Annotated in this window: 18 protein-coding genes; 10 read left to right on the forward strand and 8 right to left on the reverse strand. The window is 62.8% G+C overall.

What is annotated here, in order from left to right:
- Positions 1 to 120: 120 nt before the first annotated feature.
- Entirely contained in the window at positions 121 to 624 is a 504-nt protein-coding gene (locus tag JQ621_RS26765; RefSeq protein ID WP_212238708.1) for a GNAT family N-acetyltransferase, read from the forward strand.
- 15 nt (positions 625 to 639) lie between these two features.
- Here the strand turns inward: JQ621_RS26765 and JQ621_RS26770 are convergent, their stop codons facing one another.
- Entirely contained in the window at positions 640 to 2,634 is a 1,995-nt protein-coding gene (locus JQ621_RS26770) for a DEAD/DEAH box helicase (RefSeq protein WP_212238712.1), read from the reverse strand.
- Between the two features lie 286 nt (positions 2,635 to 2,920).
- On the opposite strand from JQ621_RS26770, the gene JQ621_RS26775 reads away from it, so the two are divergent.
- Positions 2,921 to 3,430 carry a hypothetical protein gene (locus JQ621_RS26775; protein WP_212238715.1) on the forward strand — a complete coding sequence of 170 codons (510 nt, stop codon included), beginning with the start codon at positions 2,921 to 2,923 and terminating at the stop codon, positions 3,428 to 3,430.
- A gap of 9 nt (positions 3,431 to 3,439) precedes the next feature.
- Here JQ621_RS26775 and JQ621_RS26780 read toward each other — a convergent pair whose 3' ends face one another.
- Complete coding sequence (locus JQ621_RS26780) at positions 3,440 to 4,057, reverse strand: invasion associated locus B family protein (RefSeq protein ID WP_212238729.1); 618 nt, start codon at positions 4,055 to 4,057, stop codon at positions 3,440 to 3,442.
- A gap of 140 nt (positions 4,058 to 4,197) precedes the next feature.
- Between JQ621_RS26780 and JQ621_RS26785 the strand changes: the two genes are divergently transcribed.
- The gene (locus JQ621_RS26785) at positions 4,198 to 4,551 is read left to right on the forward strand and encodes a cupin domain-containing protein (protein ID WP_212238732.1); all 354 of its coding nucleotides are present in this window, start codon (positions 4,198 to 4,200) and stop codon (positions 4,549 to 4,551) included.
- 14 nt (positions 4,552 to 4,565) lie between these two features.
- Here the strand turns inward: JQ621_RS26785 and JQ621_RS26790 are convergent, their stop codons facing one another.
- From JQ621_RS26790 to JQ621_RS26810, 5 genes are all read right to left on the reverse strand, one after another.
- Positions 4,566 to 5,078, reverse strand: a complete 513-nt coding sequence (locus tag JQ621_RS26790) for a hypothetical protein (protein ID WP_212238735.1) — start codon at positions 5,076 to 5,078, stop codon at positions 4,566 to 4,568.
- 116 nt (positions 5,079 to 5,194) lie between these two features.
- Positions 5,195 to 6,346 (reverse strand): zinc-binding dehydrogenase, encoded by a 1,152-nt coding sequence (locus JQ621_RS26795; protein ID WP_212238738.1) that lies wholly within the window; start codon positions 6,344 to 6,346, stop codon positions 5,195 to 5,197.
- A gap of 577 nt (positions 6,347 to 6,923) precedes the next feature.
- Positions 6,924 to 7,271 (reverse strand): nuclear transport factor 2 family protein, encoded by a 348-nt coding sequence (locus JQ621_RS26800; protein ID WP_212238741.1) that lies wholly within the window; start codon positions 7,269 to 7,271, stop codon positions 6,924 to 6,926.
- A gap of 151 nt (positions 7,272 to 7,422) precedes the next feature.
- Complete coding sequence (gene mddA, locus JQ621_RS26805) at positions 7,423 to 8,181, reverse strand: methanethiol S-methyltransferase (RefSeq protein WP_212238744.1); 759 nt, start codon at positions 8,179 to 8,181, stop codon at positions 7,423 to 7,425.
- A gap of 122 nt (positions 8,182 to 8,303) precedes the next feature.
- Positions 8,304 to 9,143, reverse strand: coding sequence for a class I SAM-dependent methyltransferase (locus JQ621_RS26810; RefSeq protein ID WP_212238747.1), 840 nt, complete (start codon positions 9,141 to 9,143; stop codon positions 8,304 to 8,306).
- A 313-nt stretch (positions 9,144 to 9,456) separates the two neighbouring features.
- On the opposite strand from JQ621_RS26810, the gene JQ621_RS26815 reads away from it, so the two are divergent.
- From JQ621_RS26815 to JQ621_RS26835, 6 genes are all read left to right on the forward strand, one after another.
- Positions 9,457 to 10,479 (forward strand): AraC family transcriptional regulator, encoded by a 1,023-nt coding sequence (locus tag JQ621_RS26815; RefSeq protein WP_212238750.1) that lies wholly within the window; start codon positions 9,457 to 9,459, stop codon positions 10,477 to 10,479.
- Positions 10,480 to 10,638: 159 nt separating this feature from the next.
- Positions 10,639 to 10,776 (forward strand): hypothetical protein, encoded by a 138-nt coding sequence (locus JQ621_RS35595; protein WP_249125597.1) that lies wholly within the window; start codon positions 10,639 to 10,641, stop codon positions 10,774 to 10,776.
- Between the two features lie 35 nt (positions 10,777 to 10,811).
- Positions 10,812 to 11,090 carry a hypothetical protein gene (locus JQ621_RS26820; RefSeq protein WP_249125598.1) on the forward strand — a complete coding sequence of 93 codons (279 nt, stop codon included), beginning with the start codon at positions 10,812 to 10,814 and terminating at the stop codon, positions 11,088 to 11,090.
- A 69-nt stretch (positions 11,091 to 11,159) separates the two neighbouring features.
- On the forward strand, positions 11,160 to 12,323 hold the full coding sequence (locus tag JQ621_RS26825; protein WP_212238754.1) for an MFS transporter: 1,164 nt from the start codon (positions 11,160 to 11,162) through the stop codon (positions 12,321 to 12,323).
- Between the two features lie 69 nt (positions 12,324 to 12,392).
- Positions 12,393 to 13,004: a PilZ domain-containing protein gene (locus tag JQ621_RS26830; RefSeq protein WP_212238759.1), complete on the forward strand. Its 612-nt coding sequence runs from the start codon at positions 12,393 to 12,395 to the stop codon at positions 13,002 to 13,004.
- A 330-nt stretch (positions 13,005 to 13,334) separates the two neighbouring features.
- Positions 13,335 to 13,961, forward strand: coding sequence for a transglutaminase-like cysteine peptidase (locus JQ621_RS26835; RefSeq protein ID WP_212238761.1), 627 nt, complete (start codon positions 13,335 to 13,337; stop codon positions 13,959 to 13,961).
- A gap of 136 nt (positions 13,962 to 14,097) precedes the next feature.
- Here JQ621_RS26835 and JQ621_RS26840 read toward each other — a convergent pair whose 3' ends face one another.
- Entirely contained in the window at positions 14,098 to 14,805 is a 708-nt protein-coding gene (locus tag JQ621_RS26840; protein WP_212238763.1) for a GntR family transcriptional regulator, read from the reverse strand.
- A gap of 264 nt (positions 14,806 to 15,069) precedes the next feature.
- On the opposite strand from JQ621_RS26840, the gene JQ621_RS26845 reads away from it, so the two are divergent.
- Positions 15,070 to 16,056, forward strand: a complete 987-nt coding sequence (locus JQ621_RS26845; protein ID WP_212238765.1) for an ABC transporter ATP-binding protein — start codon at positions 15,070 to 15,072, stop codon at positions 16,054 to 16,056.
- Positions 16,057 to 16,089: the final 33 nt, after the last annotated feature.

Raw genomic sequence — 16,089 nt, forward strand, 5'->3', positions numbered from 1 at the left:
CTTGCAAGAGGTAGGACGCCGCATCGCGCGCACTATTCCTCGAAATCGGGCAAAGATATTTTTGGCTGCGTCCAACAGCGCGGCGGAATAAATTGCGGTGCACGATACGGAACAGGGACGATGAGAAAGCCGCATTGGCGCCGCGCATGCGCCGAAGACCTCGAGGCGATCAGCGCGATCGCCGGGCGAATTCATCCAGAACTCCCCGAGCGCCCGGAGGTGTTCGCCGAAAAGATGCGGCTTTCTCCGGACGGTTGCCGCGTGCTCGCCGCAGGCAACGAGATCGCGGGCTACGGTTTTGCGCATCCCTGGATGCAGCACCACATCCCGCCGCTCGATCGCTTTCTCGACCGATTGCCTGACGCGGCGGATTGCCTCTATGTGCACGACGTGGCCGTACTGCCCGATTGCCGTGGCGGCGCGGCGCGCGCTTATGTCGCAGGGATCGAACAGCTCGCGCGATCATCCGGCATCGCGACGCTTGCGCTGGTCTCGGTCTACGGCACGCGACCGCTGTGGGAGCGTCTGGGATTCGAGCCCGTCACCGCGGATGCGGCGCTGCAAGACAAGCTCGCATCCTACGGTCCGAGTGCAACCTATATGCTGCGCGAGCTCGCCGAATAGGGCCGCACGGATCTCTCAGCCGCGGCGCTTCTTCTTGTTTTTCTTGCCCGACGCGCCCGGCCATTCGGTGACCGACGGCGCATGTTTGGCGTCACCGGATTTGTCTCCGAATGTCTTGTTCTTCTTGCCGAACGCCGGCTTGCCGAATTTGCCGTCGTGAGGCTTGAAGTCAGTCTTGGCGGGCGGCTTGCCCTTGCCTTCCGGCTTTCCCCGCGGCCGGTCGTGATGCTTCGGCTCCTTCGCCTTCCAGGATTCGTCGCTCCGACGGACGAATTGATCGCCGTCGCCATCCTCGCGCTGCGGAGTGCGTGCGCGCTTCTCCACCGGCGCCTGTGCCGGCGATGCACCGGCCATCGGCTCGAGGCGGATATTGTCTTCCTTGTCCGGACGCTTGATCTTGGCAGCGAAGGAGTCCGCAACCCGCTCGGAGATTTCGAACTCCGTCGTGGTGTCCATGATCTTGATCGCGCCGATGTCGCCCTTGTCGATGCCTCCGCGACGACAGATCATCGGCAAGAGCCAGCGCGCTTCCGCATTCTTTCTTCGTCCGATGTTGGCCCGGAACCATACGGTGGCCTCCGTCATGCCATGCTTCGGCGACGATTTCCCCGATTTGGGCCGAGGCCTCTCGGCGCGATCATCGCTACGCGATGCGCGATCGTCGCGGTGGCGATCGTCACGCGGCCGGCCACTTCGCTCGCCGGGATCAACGATGTCTTCCGGTGACGGCAGCCGCGCGCGATAGAGCCGCGCGAGCGCGGCCGCGATGTCCTCGGCCGACCGCTCGGCCAGCAAGGCCTGCGCCAGCGCCAGATCCTCGGCGGTCGTCTCCTCGGAGAACAATGCGTCCTTCAGCATGCGCTCGTGATCGAGCTTGCGGATCTCATCCGCCTGCGGCGCAGTGCCCCAACTCGCCTCGATGCCCGACAAATTCAGCAGCACCTCGGCACGCCGCCGTCGTATCGGCGGCACCAGCAGAACGCTGACGCCCTTGCGGCCGGCGCGGCCGGTGCGGCCTGAGCGATGTTGCATGACCTCCGGATCGTTCGGCAGATCGGCGTGAATGACAAGATCGAGGCTCGGCAGATCGATGCCGCGAGCAGCGACGTCGGTCGCGACGCAAATGCGGGCGCGCCCGTCCCGGAGCGACTGGAGCGCCAGGGTACGCTCGTTCTGCGTCAATTCGCCTGAGAGAGCGACGACGGAAAAACCGCGCTCCAAGAGCGCCGCCTGCAAATGCCTGACCGCATCGCGCGTGTTGCAGAACACCAGCGCGCTCGGCGACTCGTAAAAGCGCAGCACGTTGACGACGGCGTGCTCGACATCGCCGGGAGCAACCCGGATGGCGCGGTACTCGATGTCGGCGTGACCGCCTTCGTCGCCGGCGACTTCGATCCGGAACGCCTGATGCTGATATTGTTTCGCCAGCGCCACGATGCCGCGCGGAAACGTCGCCGAGAACAACAAGGTCCGGCGCGTGTCCGGGGTGGTCTTGAGGATGAACTCCATGTCCTCGCGAAAGCCGAGATTGAGCATCTCGTCGGCCTCGTCGAGCACGACGACCTTCAATTCCGAGATGTCGAGACGGCCACGGCGAAGATGATCGCACAGGCGGCCTGGCGTGCCGACGACGATGTGCGCGCCGGCGGCCAGCTCCCGCTGCTCGCGGCGTGGGTCCATGCCGCCGACGCAGGATACGACGCGCGCCCCGGCATGCTCATAGAGCCAGGTGAGCTCGCGCTGGACCTGCAAGGCGAGCTCCCGGGTCGGCGCGACGATCAGCGCCAGCGGCGCTGCGGCCTGCGCGAAACGCTCGGCATCGGCGAGCAGATCCTTGGCCATGGCCAGACCGTAGGCGACGGTCTTGCCCGAGCCGGTTTGCGCCGACACCAGAAGATCGCGGTCAACGGCGTCCTCGCCGAGTACAGCAAGTTGAACCGGGGTCGGTGAATCGTAATTGCGCTCAGCCAGGGCACGGGCGAGCGGCGGGGTCAGGGCCGGAAAAGACACGAGATGAAAAACCTTGGTTGGTGGGGCGCTGAACGGAAAGCCAAGGGGCCTCGACGCTGCAATCGATGCAGGAGGCCCGGTCGCACCCATGATGATCTTGATTTGGACGCTCTTTACGCCAGCGGTGACCAAATCACCATGCTTTTGATGCATGGCGTTGGCGACAGGGTGAACAAGGCCGGGATGCTCGGCCCGGCGCTCTTGACGCGCTTTTGAGGCGGAACGGCGGACTCTTGCGGCCATCTCGCCTAAATTAGGCGCGATCGGAGGTGTCAGGGATGCATCTGTGAGCTCAGGCGAACGTCAGTGCGGCGACTGCACGCTTTGCTGCAAGGTGATGGCCATCGAGGCGCTCGCCAAGCCGGCGGGCACCTGGTGCGCGCAATGCCGGCCGGGCCGCGGCTGCCTCAACTATGCCGGCCGGCCCGACGAATGCGCCAGCTTCAGCTGCCTCTGGCTCGTCAACGACCTCCTGGACGAGCGCTGGAAGCCGAGCCGCTCCAAGCTGGTCCTGACCACCTCCGAGGACGGCGTCGAAATCCGCTGCGACCCCGGCTCACCCAACGCGTGGCACAGGGAGCCCTACGCCAGCGAGATTCGCGCCTGGGCCGCGGAAGGCGAGCACAACGACATGACGGTCGTCGTGATCGTCGGCCGGCGCATGATCCTCGTCACGCCGGAGCGCGAGTTCGATCTCGGCATCGTGGGACCGGACGAGCGTATCGTCCGCGAGCTGGAGGGCACGAAGGTGGTGGGCGCGACGGTGCTGAGGGCGGGTGAGCTTGACGCCGGCTGATCGCGGCAACTACCGCGCCTCGCACCACGCTTTGCGCTCCTCGTCGGCGCGCTTCTGCGCTTCCGAGTCCGCCAGCATTTCTTCTTTTGAATGATACACTTTCTCGTACACTTTCGTCTCTTGTGACGGTCCGTCGTAGGCATCAGCGAAGCCGGCAAGCGGTATGGTCACATTGATCGGCGAATTGGTTTTGTCGATCGCCCCTACAAACAAGCTGTGTCCCCGCCTGACCTGATCGAGGATTTCCGGTCCGGCCACATATTCGGCCGTGCAACCATTAGCAAAGCAGTGGATGTAGGGCCGCTCTATCGGCTCGCTTTGGTCGATGATGATCCGGACCCCACGCTCCCGGTTCACGCCGGGTGGAAGCGTGACCCGCAATGCCTTCTTGTCACCTCCGCCTCGCTCGATGAGCAGCGCCGATACAATCGCTCCGCAGTTAATGTTCGAGCGATTGTCCGGACCGATGACATTTCGGCGGCCATCCCGGCCGATAAAGCAGGTCTCGCCCAAGCAAAACTTGGCCCAGGGAGAGAAAGTGAGCGCTGGAAGGCCAGCCTCCTCTGCGCTCACCGGCGTGGCGACGAGACAAACAAGTGCAATCGAGCCGAACCAACGCACCAGCATATTGGACCTCGAGCCTTCCCCGAGAGGATCATGGGCACAAGCATGCCACAAACTTTGTCCGGATTAGGGAGCCCTTGCTACACCGGCCATTCCATCCCAAATCGTGCCTCGCAAGAGAACAGAACAGGACAGGTGACGACATGGCCGACAGCATTTCGCTCGCCGACAAGCTCGCGACCTTTGATGACCACTGGTCGCCGCGCACGGTCACGACCTTCAACGATTGCGACGTGATGGTGGTGAAGGTGAAGGGCGAATTCACCTGGCACAAGCACGACGACACCGACGATTTCTTTCTCGTCCTGAAGGGCCAGCTGGACATCGAATTGCGCGACCGGACCGTGACGCTTGGACCGGGCGAGCTCTATGTCGTGCCCAAGGGTGTCGAGCATCGCCCGGTGGCGCGTGAGGAGGTTCACCTGCTGCTGATCGAGCCTTCCGGCACGCCGAACACGGGCGACAAAGCCACCGCCGCTCCGCGCAAGCTCGCATAGGGATATCGTGCGGCTTAATCTCTGGAGGTCACCAGCCTGGTGAAGCCGCCAGCAAGCCGTGCCCTCGCCTGCATGACATAGTCTTTCGCCGCGCGGCTCAAGGCGCGGATGGCGCGCCAGGCTTCGGTTGCCTCGAGCCACGCCTTCATCGCGCTGAACTTCCCGTACGCCCAGGCAGACGCCGGAATCCGCATCAGCTTGTCCCGGGTCAGATGGAACAGGCGCTCCACCAGCACCAATTTGAGCAGCTCGCAGCCAACGAAGGCCGCCGCGCCGCTCAGGAACTGGCCGGTTGCAACAAGGTATGCGGCCAAAGGCTTGATCGGCTCCAGAATGATCACGGGCACGGAAAACAGTGCCAGCGATTGGTAAGGTGGCCGTGACTTGATCCAGGCCCGCAACCGCCTGAATTCGAAATGCCGCTCGAGCCAACGCGAGATCGGCCGAGCCACGGCCATGAACACCGCATCCACCAGGAAGTAGATGGCGGCCAGGACGTAGGTGACGGGTTTCAGGATTCGCTTCACGATGAACTCTCCCGTGAACCTAAAGCCGGAACACGGGTTTAGGTTTCACCTTCGCGTGAATTTATCGGAGATTCGCTCCAGAACTTTTGGAGCATCCGCGAGATAGACGACTTCAGCTATTCCACCAGCTCCGGCCACGGCACGATGGTCGACTTCACCGTCTTCATCGCCACCGCGTCCTTCACCGCCTGCGAGACACCCTCTTCCGTGAACGGATAGATCGTCTGCATCTTCAGCCAGGGATATTTGCCCGCCGTGCGGTAGAGCATATCGACGCCGAGCGGCAGATCGTTGCCGGTAAACCCCCAGGAGCCGAGCACGTTCAGGTCCTTGGTGCAGATGCGGTGCCAGGAGGTCTCGATCGAGCCGGCGTCGGTGAACTGGCCCATCTCGACGTAAGTGCCGCCGTCGCGCAGCATCTCGATGCCTTCGGGACCCGCGCTCGGATGGCCCGAGCAATCCATCACCAAATCAGCGCCGAAGCCGCCGACGATTTCGCGCACGCGGGCAATGCGGTCTTCCGGCGACGTGATCTCCTCGATGTCGACCGTCGCCTGCGCGCCGAACTCGCGCGCGAGCTTGAGGCGCGGCTCCTCCGGCGCACCGACGCAGATCACGCGCCCTGCCCCCATCTCTTTTGCCGCAGCGACCGCTAGAATGCCGATCGGGCCCGAGCCCTGGATCACGACCGTGTCGCCCCAGGTGAAGCCTCCTGCGCGGGTCGCGCGGTTGAAGGCGCGGATGCAGGAGGTCAGCGGCTCGGACAATGCGCCGAGGCGCAGCGACATGTCGTCGGGCAATTTGTAGATCTTGGTGCCCGGCAGCATGTCGAGATCGACATAGACATATTCGGCCCAGCCGCCCCACATGTGCGGCGCCTTGTCGAAGCCGAGATAGCGGCCGTAATAGACAGGCGTCAGGCATTTGTTGGCGGTCTGCGGATAGTGGATGCAGTAATAGCACTTGCCGCAGGGCATCAGCGGCGGGATCATCACCTTCGATCCGACCTTGAGCGGCTTGCTCATGAAGTCTTCGGTAAACTCATCGCCGCACTCGACGATGACGCCGCCGATCTCGTGGCCGAGCGTGAACGGCCAGGGCAGCGGCTTCGGCCAATGGCCTTTCAGGATATGCAGATCGGTGCCGCAGACACCGCACGCGCCGATCTTGATCAGCGCACCCTTGCGACCGACCTTCGGCCACGGCACGGTCTTGATCACGGGCTCGCTGCCGGGACCTGCGTGGGTGCAGACGCGGATCTGTTCCATGGCCGTTTCCTCTGCAGTCCGCTTGTCGTGCTCGTGGTCGCGGACCTGCGGTCAGCCTATGACAGCCGCGCAACATTGGAAATACCGACGCGGGTGTTGACACGCCAAGGCTGTTTAAGCAGGTTTGCTCTGTCGGAGCCCTGGCCTGCTTCGGATTTGCGTTGCTCCTCGCGCCGCTGTGTGCCGAAATCGACTGATGAATCTGCAGCGCGGATTTCAAGCCACTTGCTCCGCGCGGCTAACCTGCGCGTCCCATCCATTCTTCCATGCAGAGACCAGCCAACGACCGGATCGCATCCCTGCCCCGCCGTCTGGTCCCGCCCCATGAGCTAGCATTTCGTGTCATGCATCCAAAACGACGCCTTATTCTGTTCACCTGCTTGTCCTGCAAGGCGAATGATTTCAACGGCCGGGCCCGGATTCATTGCAGACTCACTGCTTCTTGGAGTGGTCTTCCCACGCGAACATCGGTGTCGAACCTCTCGAAGGAGATTCGCTCGAAAACAACGTAGCTCAACAGCTCATGATCGTGTTGACGCTGGCCATCGGAAAACGGGCCCTGCTTCACCAGAGAAGCTTACTTCGGCGTCGTTTTGGCGGTGAAGGATTGAGCGACGATCTTGCCGGCCCGTATTGCGAATGTGTCGGTAGCCATTTCATAGACGTTGTCAGAGGTCTCCGCAGTCCAGACGATATAGGCGAAGTCACCTTCAATCGTTTGCTGCTTCATGTCGAACGTCGGACGTCCTTTCCCGAACTCCGCAAAGAGGGCTTGAAAGATCGGTCTTATGCCATTGATACCGTTCAGCGTGCCGTTTTGCGTGAACATGACGGCTTCAGGCGCATAGTCTGAAAGGACTGCCTCGAGGTCGCGCCTGAAGAATGCGCCCAGGTGGTTGTCTAGAATCTCTTTTGTCGATGACACAGTTCAGTTCCTTCGATCTTCGTTGAAGTTATCCTCCCAGTCCGGCAAAGCCTTTTGTGCCAGGCGAAACTCTGGGGGTATATGCTAGCGCCGCAGAGCTTCGTTAGGAGGTCTTGTGGTCCGCAAGTCACGGAGCGCAGGCTGCGCGCTCCTAGAATGGCCGAACTCTTCCCTCTGGGTCAGTCTTGCGCCGCGGGAAAGGCAAAAGCATCGAGACTCGTTGGCGGTAGCGGAGATACTGTTCGCCAAAAGCCGTCACGAGATCGCTCTCTTCAAGTGAGATGCCAAGGAGGATGTAGCCAGTATTTGCGATCGCAAACAGCAGGTGTCCCAGCGTCATGATCGGCGTCGCCCAGAAGGCGAGCAACAGACCGAGATAAAGGGGATGCCTCACCCACCTGTAAAGGAACGGTGCCCTGAACTCCGATGGCGGGAAAGTCTTGTTACGCAGACGGGAATACACCTGCTGCAGTCCAAAAAGCTCGAAATGGTTGATTAGGAATGTGCTGAGCAGGACCAATCCCCACCCGGCCCAGAACATCGCCTGCAGAGCGATGGTGACCATCGGGTTCGTCACGGACCACACGACCCCGGTGACTGGACGCCATTGCCAATACAACAGCAGCAGCGCGAGGCTCGTTAGCAGAACGTATGTGGACCGTTCGACCGAGGGCGGAACGAGTTTGCTCCAGACCTGCTTGAAGGCGGGGCGGGCCATGACGCTGTGCTGAAGTGCAAACACGCCGATCAGCAGCAGATCGATTGCGAACGAGGCCGGTGCTGGTCCCGCGTCGCCCGTGTCGATCGCCTTCGAAACCGGGAGATTGCCGACGAAACCGATGGTGTAGAGCAGCGTCACAAACGATATCAGGTAGGCAAGGACGCCATAGATAAACGATGCCAAAGCCATGTTTACTTCCATTTCAGATTCGGTTGGTGAGGATGGCAAGAACTTCCAGCGACGAACCGGACGGGCTCCCGACGGCGGGTGGCGGAAGCCCGCCTGGGAGAGACATCAGGCCGACGAGGATTTCATCTCTTCGTGATGATGACTTCGAGGTATTCGCTCGGGACCACCATAGAGCGGTCACCTGACACGTTCAGGCGCCCGACCAGTTCCAGGATGTCGTGAGAAAGTGCCTTCTGATCTCGCCCCTCGAGAGCCTCAAAGGCCTTAAGCACGGGACCATAGAAAGTCCGGAACACATCGAGGAAGTGCTCTGCCGATCGGTATCGGAAAACGAAGTGCCGGGGTGTCGTCGCAATCGCCGACGCCGAGTCACCGAAACTCGCGTCGAGGAACGAGCGCGTGCCCCAGACCGCCGGTGACTTCACGCCCTGCGGAGGCGGCAGGTGCTTGCCGATCGTCTTGAAAAGCTGGCCAATGAAGCCCTCGGGCGTCCAATTGGCCAGACCGATCTTACCTCCTGGCCTCGTAACCCGGACCATTTGCGCAGCAGTCCGATCCTGGTTGGGACTGAACATACCGCCAAAAGTCGAGACCACAGCGTCGAACGCGCCATCAGCAAACGGCAGGTTCTCGGCATCGGCGACCTCGAATCGAACCTCAAGGCCTTCAGCCGTAGCCCGTGCACGTGCGCGGCCCAGCAGGGCCTCGACATAGTCCGTGCACGTGACCTCGCACCAGCGCCGCGCAGCAGCCAGCGTCACGTTTCCGTTGCCGGCTGCCACGTCGAGCACCTTGTCGCCTGCTCGCAAGTCCATGCTCTCCGCCAGTTGCTCGCCGACGATCTGCAGGGTTGTGCCGATCACCGCGTAGTCACCAGATGACCAAGCTGCTTGCTGCTTGACTTTCAGAGCGTTGAGGTCTGGCCCGGTCGCGGACGGATGGCAATCGATAATGTTGGTCATGCTGTCTCTCGCTTGATCTGGTTTCGCATCTTGCCAGGGGCGAGATCCGGATCTCTCGCTTTGGCCCCGCAATACCTAGGTCACTCCGGATCAGCGCTGAATGACTGCGCTGCCGAACTACTTGCTCCGTCGTCCTGAACGCATTGCGCTGGCCGGGCAGGCCTCGGTACTTTGAGGATGCAGACTATGATCGGTCGGTCATGATCTGAGGCCGCCGGCATTGAACCTGTTATTCTTGCGGAGGACACATAGATTGGGCGGATGCCGCTATCCGAGCGGCCAAGCCAACTGGTCGCGGTGAAAGGTCTCATCGATGAATTCAGACACGCTATCGCAGGTTCTTTCAGCGGTCAGTCTATCCGGCTCGGTCTTCTTCGACGTCATCGCTACAACGCCGTGGGTTGCTGAAGCTCCACCAGCCGCGGAGGTTGCCCACGAAGTCGTTCCCGGCGCACAGCATGCAATGGAGTACCACCTCGTTATCAGTGGCTCGTGCTGGATTTCCCTGCTGGGCGAGCATGCATCCGAGCCACTGAAACTCCAGGAGGGAGACATCGTCGTCATTCCGCATGGCGACCCCCATGTCGTATCAAGCGCCCCCGGCATGCGAGCAGCGCCGGCTTTGGACGCTTATAGAAGAAGCTTACGGGATGACTCGCCCCCCTTCGTTCTGCAGACGGGCGGCGATGGCCCAGGAGAAGCCAAACTGATCTGCGGATTCTTCAGCTGCGACGCCCGTCCGTTCAACCCGCTCTTAAGCTCACTCCCACGTATCATGCGCTTCGGTCGCGATCCCTCGAGTCCGCATGGCCGGCTCGATCAGTTCATCCAGTTTGCATCTGCCGAAATGGCCTCCAAAACGCCGGGAAGTCAGAGCGTGCTGATCCGGCTTTCCGAGCTGATGTTTGTCGAGGTGATCCGTCTGCACATTCGCCAGCTCGGCGACGAGAATACCGGTTGGTTGGCGGGATTGCGCGACCCACAGGTTGGCCGAGCTCTGACGCTGCTCCATGGACGGCCCGCGCACCCATGGACGCTCGAAGAACTGGCGTCTGAACTCGGGACATCGCGATCGGTTCTGACCGCCAGATTTACTCATCTTGTAGGGTGCCCGCCCATTCAGTACCTCACGCAATGGCGCATGCAATTGGCCGCGCGACGATTGGCAGACCCGAGCACCAAGGTGGCCGCCATTGCGCACGAGGTCGGTTATGACTCCGAAGCCGCGTTCAGCCGCGCCTTCAAGAAGTTTGTCGGGCGATCGCCTGGTCAGTGGCGAGGCGCACAGGGACGAGCAGATAAGCTGGAGCTGGCTGACGTCGATCAATTTTCCTGATCAGAGCATCCTTGCGGCCGACCGTCGGGTCCCGGCACTGATTTGATCACGGGCTCACTGCCTGGTGCGGCGTGGGTGCAGACGCGGATCTGTTCCATGGCTGTTCAGCCCGTCTGTTATGCGCGCGTGCCGAGGTGTGTGTACGCGGGGACGACCAGAATGCTTCGTGATTTTCGCTACGAGAATGCCGCGGCGATCGCCGGCCCCGCGGACCTTCCGAGCGCGGTGCGGCTGAACGCGATGGCGCGCTATCTCGGCATTCTGGTTGGACCGGCCGTCGGCGGCGTCATCTGCTGACGCTCGGTCCCTCGCACGGCATTGTCTTCAACACGATGTTCTATCTGCCGCTGCTGCTGCGGCTGTTCCGGGCGCCGGTGCGCGACAAGAGCGTGGCCGTGCGTCGCTACGCCGTGCGTGGATTCGCAGATATCGTCGACACCATGCGCGCCACCGGAACGCAGCCGGTGCTGACGGCGATGACATCGCCCGCCGGCATCACCGTCGGCGTGTTCGGCGCAGCGACCGGCATCCACTGGTCGCTGGGTGTATCGGCCGCGCTGTTGCTGGCGCTGCTGTGTCTCCCGTATCATCGCGCCGCGAGAAAGTCATAACGACGCGGACCGGTTGACTCCCGTCCCTCCCCACCGCACCCTCGAACCGCGGGTTGGGGAGTTGAGGCATTGCGCAATCGCTGGGCCATTCTTGCGATCCTGTTCGTCGTTCGCCTCACCATCGCGTTCCAGTTCCAGAGCGTGGCGGCGGTCGCGCCGCTGCTTGAAAAGACATTTGGCGTTGGGCTCGCCGACATCGGCATCCTGATCGGGCTCTATTTCACCCCGGGCGTCGTGCTGGCGCTGCCGGGCGGTGCGATCGGACGATCGCTTGGCGACAAGCCGACGACGATCGCGGCGCTGCTGCTGATGACGGCGGGCAGTCTCGTGATGGCAACCACCGACATCTGGGGCTTGCAGATGGCGGGCCGGCTCACCTCCGGCGCGGGCGGCGTGCTGCTGACGGTGCAGCTCACCAAGATGGGCACGGACTGGTTCGCCGGAAAAGAGATCGCCACCGCGATGGCGATCTTCGTCAACTCCTGGCCCGCAGGCGTTGCGATCTCGCTGCTTGTGCTGCCGGCGATCGGCACCGCCTACGGCGCGGGCGCCGTGTTCGCGGCGACCGGGACGCTGAGCGCGATCGGCATCCTGCTGACCATGCTTTACCAGCCGCCGCCGGCCGTCACGGCGAGCGCAGCCGGCTCAGGCCGGCTCGATCGCCTCGCTTTGCTGGCGGTGATCGTCGCCGGCCTCATCTGGGGCCTCTATAATGTCGGCTTCGCCATGATCTTCTCGTTCGGCCCGTCCCTGCTCGCCGAGCGGGGCTGGAGCATTGCCGCCGCAGGCTCCGCAATCAGCCTTGTGATGTGGCTGTCGGTGGTCTCGGTGCCCTCAGGCGGATATCTGGCTGATCGTGCCAAGCCCTTCGTGCTGACGATCGTGGCCAGCATCACGGTCGCCGCCCTACTGGCCTGGCTAACCAGGTCGGACGCCGTGATCACGATTCTCATCCTCATCGGCCTGATCGGGGGCTTCCCGGCCGGCCCGATCATGAGCCTGGCCGCCCGCGTCCTTGCCCCGGAGACAAGGGCGATCGGCATGGGCGTGTTCTACACTCTCTTTTATGCGACGATGATGCTGGGACCGGCGATCGCCGGGCGGTTGGCCAAATCGACCGGCACGGCCGCGGTCGCGCTCGACCTCGGCGCCCTGGCGGTATTGGCCTGCCCGCCGCTGATGTGGCTTTTTGAACGCATTGTGTCCGTCCGTAATCGCCGCGCCAGATCATAACGCGGCATTAACCCTATGCACCTTAGGGTCGTGTCGGACTCCGCCCGGGCGGGGGGTCGGGTAGTGAAAATGGCGTTGGCGAACAAAAAATTTCTTCCGGCCGCCGAGGAACGTCGGCGTTTCCAGCGGGTCAAGGTGCACCTGCTCGGCCGTTACATGCTGCCGGATCGCCGCGAATTCCCCTGCCAGGTGATCAACATGTCGCCAGGCGGGCTCGCGCTGCTCGCCCCCGGTATCGGCAATGTCGGCGACCGCGTCGTCGCCTATCTCGACCATATCGGCCGGGTCGAGGGCAAGATCACCCGGATCATAGACAACGGCTTCGCCATGACGGTCGGGGCGACGCCGCGCAAACGCGACAAGCTCGCGGCCCAGCTGACCTGGCTCGCCAACCGCGACATCCTCAATTTGCCGGAAGACCGCCGCCACGACCGTATCGTGCCGCGCAATCCGATCGCGGTGCTGACGCTCGAGGACGGCACCAAGATGACCTGCCGCATCATCGACCTCTCGCTGTCGGGCGCGGCCATTGCCGCCGAGAACCGCCCGCCGCTGAAATCGACGGTTTTCCTCGGCCGGGTCCAGGGCCGCGTGGTCCGAAACCTCGAAGACGGCTTCGCACTCGAGTTCTTGCACTCGCAGCCAATCGAGACTCTCGAAGAGAGCGTTACCGCGCGGTAAAGCGCGACGGCGCCAAAACCCCTGTTTTCAAAACCTCGAAGGCGGCGCCCGCGATCCGGACGCCGCCTTTTTCGCATCCGGTCCGCAGCGGCAGGCGGTTAACGCGCGAAGCTCTTGCGTCGCCAAACACCGGCTCCGCCAGCGTTCGCGCGTTAATGCCTACAATTTGAATCAATTGCAGTAGTCTCAAATTTTATTCGAAATCTATTCAAGTATAGATCGAATTTTACGCGCGTTTTACTTGTATTCGTCTCGACTTGACTTGGCTGACTTAGCGGCAACTCAAAAGCTCCGTGCGCAATGTGGTCCCAACAAGAAACGGGGGCCGCAATGTTGGACTTCAGGGGACAGGGGAAGGGTCTGGCGCTCGCCGTCATGCTCTTCGGGATCGGCGCGGCAGCGCAGGCCGGTGAAAGCCGCCTGCTTTACGCGAGCCTCGGCGACACCACGCGTGCGCCGATCGGCTGGATCGAGTTTTGTGCGGAGAATGCCGCTCAGTGTCAGGGCGGGCCGACGCAGCCGCGCGACATCGTGATGTCGCAGACGGCGTGGCGCGACCTGACCAAGGTCAATCGCTGGGTCAACGAGACGATCAAGCCTCTGACCGACCAGGAGCACTGGGGCGTCATCGAGAAATGGTCGCTGCCGACAGATGGTTACGGCGACTGCGAAGACTACGTGCTGTTGAAGCGCAAGATGCTGATGGATGCCGGCTGGCCCCGCGAGGCCCTGCTCATCACCGTCGTGCGTGACAAGAAGGGCGAAGGACACGCGGTGCTGACGGTGAAGACCGACAAGGGCGAGTTCGTTCTCGACAATCAGAACGAGAACGTCGTTGCCTGGACGGAGACCGGCTACCGCTTCGTCAAGCGCCAGTCGCAGAGCGATCCCAATGTCTGGGTCTCGCTGGGCGATACCAAGCCGGCGGTCTCCACCGCCAGCGCAAGAGATCAGTAGTTAGATCAGTAGTTCGAGGAACGAGACAACAAGTTACGCGACCCGGTCACATCCCCACCCCTCCCCGTCCCAGACCGGTTCGCGCGCGGCCAGGCTTCCCCCAAAGCCTGGCCGCAACTTTTTTGGGGTGCGAGATTTATGCGCCGAGCACGTCGGCAAGCCGCAACTCGTCGGCGGCGGGGTCCCTCAGAAACAGCTCGGCCTCGATTTCGTTCAGATGCGACAGCATGTGCGCGCGCGCGGCCTGCTTGTCGCGCTTGCGGACCGCGGCGACGATCTCGGTGTGGTGATCGGTGCCGCAGGCCGGCGTGTCGTGACGGCGATAGAGCAGAATGATCAGCGAGGAGCGCGCGATCAGCTCTTTCAGGAAACCAAGATAAATGCTGTGGCCGCTCATCTCGGCGATGAGCCGGTGAAAGTCGCCGGACAGCCGGACCGAAGCGCGCGCGTCGCCGCGCAGCTCGGCTTCGCGCTCCTCGGTGAGGTGCCGCTGGAGGCGCTCGATCCACATCGGCGAGACAGCCTCGCACGCGTGATCGACAATGGTGGGCTCGATCAGGCGGCGCGCCTCGAACACTTCGCGGGCATCCGCCGGTGTCGGACGCGCGACGAAGGCACCGCGGTTCTTCTCGATGTTGACGATGCCCTCATGCGCGAGCTGCTGCAAAGCGCTGCGGACCAGCGTGCGGCTCGCGCCGTAGATCTCGCCAATCTCGTCCTCGCCGAGCTTGGTGCCCGGCAGCAGGCGATGCTCGAGGATTGCCGCGGTCACGCCTTCCCTGATCCGGCTGACGCGATCGCTCACGTCGGGCGCATCGGATTTCGGGCGGGGTTTGGCGGCCATCAGTTCGAAGCGTTGGTTTGAGGGCTCGATCGAGGTTCGGCCTATGATGGTAATCGACGAGCTGTATCCAATCACAGGCGAAACTTTATACAATCTTCGCCCATTTTGTGTGCATATTAGCGCGACTCCGGCACACGCCCGACTACCGCCGGATTTCATCTAACGATCTGACTCCGCTGCACTGTTTTGGATTTCGGCAATCCCGGGGTTGTTGGCACGGACCTTGCGGAGAAGCCGGAGCATCGCTCCTCTCGCGGAAACGCCATGGCCACTCCTGCCGCCCTTGAACTGGTCGCCGTCACCAAGCGCTACGACACGACGCTGGCGGTCGACAACGTCAACCTGAAGATCCCCGCCGGCACCTATTGCTGCCTGCTCGGCCCGTCCGGCTGCGGCAAGACCTCGACCCTGCGCATGATCGCCGGCCACGAGGCCGTCAGCGAAGGCGACATCATCCTGGGCCCACAGAACGTCACGGACCTGGAGCCTGCCAAGCGCGGCACGGCCATGATGTTCCAGTCCTACGCGCTGTTTCCGCACCTCACCGTGCTCGACAATGTTGCGTTTGCCCTGAAAATGCGCGGCATCGACCGCGCCACCAGGCACAAGCGCGCCGGCGAGCTTCTGGAATTGGTGGCGATGAGCCCCTATGCGAGCCGCCTGCCGGCCCAGCTTTCGGGTGGCCAACAGCAGCGCGTCGCGCTCGCCCGCGCGCTGATTACCGAGCCGCAGATCCTTCTGCTCGACGAGCCGCTGTCAGCGCTCGATCCGTTCCTGCGGGTCAGGATGCGCGGCGAGCTCAAGCGGCTGCAGCGCGAGCTCGGCATCAGCTTCATCCAGGTCACCCACGGCCAGGAAGAGGCGATGGCGCTCGCCGACCACATCGTGGTGATGAACCAGGGCAAGATCGAGCAGCAGGGCACAGCCCGCGACATCTTCCACCATCCCCGCACCGAATTCGTGGCTCGCTTCATCGGCGGCCACAACGTTCTCAGTGACGCCGGCAGCCTCATCGCCGTGCGCGCCGATCAGCTCGGCATCGTGCCGTTCGTTGAGGGCGCATACGGCGCGCCGGCGCTGCTGACCCAGACCGAGTACCAGGGCTCGTATGTTGCCGTCTCGCTCACGCTCGACGACGGCACCGCGCTGTTCTCCCATCTTCCCGAGTCCACCTTCGACGTCCATCCGTTCCGGCCGGGCGATCGCGTGCTGGCCACCTGGGATCCCGCCAAGGCGCAACGCCTGCAATAGCGCCGTCACCTTAGAAAATGAGCAACACAGAGG

Source organism: Bradyrhizobium manausense (assembly GCF_018129685.1).
In the GTDB taxonomy this organism is placed as follows: Bacteria; Pseudomonadota; Alphaproteobacteria; order Rhizobiales; family Xanthobacteraceae; genus Bradyrhizobium; species Bradyrhizobium manausense_D.

Bases quoted from the DNA above. Each gene is read 5' to 3' on its own strand.
- JQ621_RS26765 (WP_212238708.1), top strand. From the start codon at position 121: ATGAGAAAGCCGCATTGGCGCCGCGCATGCGCCGAAGACCTCGAGGCG.
- JQ621_RS26780 (WP_212238729.1), bottom strand. From the start codon at position 4,057: ATGCTGGTGCGTTGGTTCGGCTCGATTGCACTTGTTTGTCTCGTCGCC.
- JQ621_RS26785 (WP_212238732.1), top strand. From the start codon at position 4,198: ATGGCCGACAGCATTTCGCTCGCCGACAAGCTCGCGACCTTTGATGAC.
- JQ621_RS26795 (WP_212238738.1), bottom strand. From the start codon at position 6,346: ATGGAACAGATCCGCGTCTGCACCCACGCAGGTCCCGGCAGCGAGCCC.
- mddA (WP_212238744.1), bottom strand. From the start codon at position 8,181: ATGGCTTTGGCATCGTTTATCTATGGCGTCCTTGCCTACCTGATATCG.
- JQ621_RS26810 (WP_212238747.1), bottom strand. From the start codon at position 9,143: ATGACCAACATTATCGATTGCCATCCGTCCGCGACCGGGCCAGACCTC.
- JQ621_RS26815 (WP_212238750.1), top strand. From the start codon at position 9,457: ATGAATTCAGACACGCTATCGCAGGTTCTTTCAGCGGTCAGTCTATCC.
- JQ621_RS35595 (WP_249125597.1), top strand. From the start codon at position 10,639: ATGCTTCGTGATTTTCGCTACGAGAATGCCGCGGCGATCGCCGGCCCC.
- JQ621_RS26820 (WP_249125598.1), top strand. From the start codon at position 10,812: ATGTTCTATCTGCCGCTGCTGCTGCGGCTGTTCCGGGCGCCGGTGCGC.
- JQ621_RS26830 (WP_212238759.1), top strand. From the start codon at position 12,393: ATGGCGTTGGCGAACAAAAAATTTCTTCCGGCCGCCGAGGAACGTCGG.
- JQ621_RS26835 (WP_212238761.1), top strand. From the start codon at position 13,335: ATGTTGGACTTCAGGGGACAGGGGAAGGGTCTGGCGCTCGCCGTCATG.
- JQ621_RS26840 (WP_212238763.1), bottom strand. From the start codon at position 14,805: ATGGCCGCCAAACCCCGCCCGAAATCCGATGCGCCCGACGTGAGCGAT.
- JQ621_RS26845 (WP_212238765.1), top strand. From the start codon at position 15,070: ATGGCCACTCCTGCCGCCCTTGAACTGGTCGCCGTCACCAAGCGCTAC.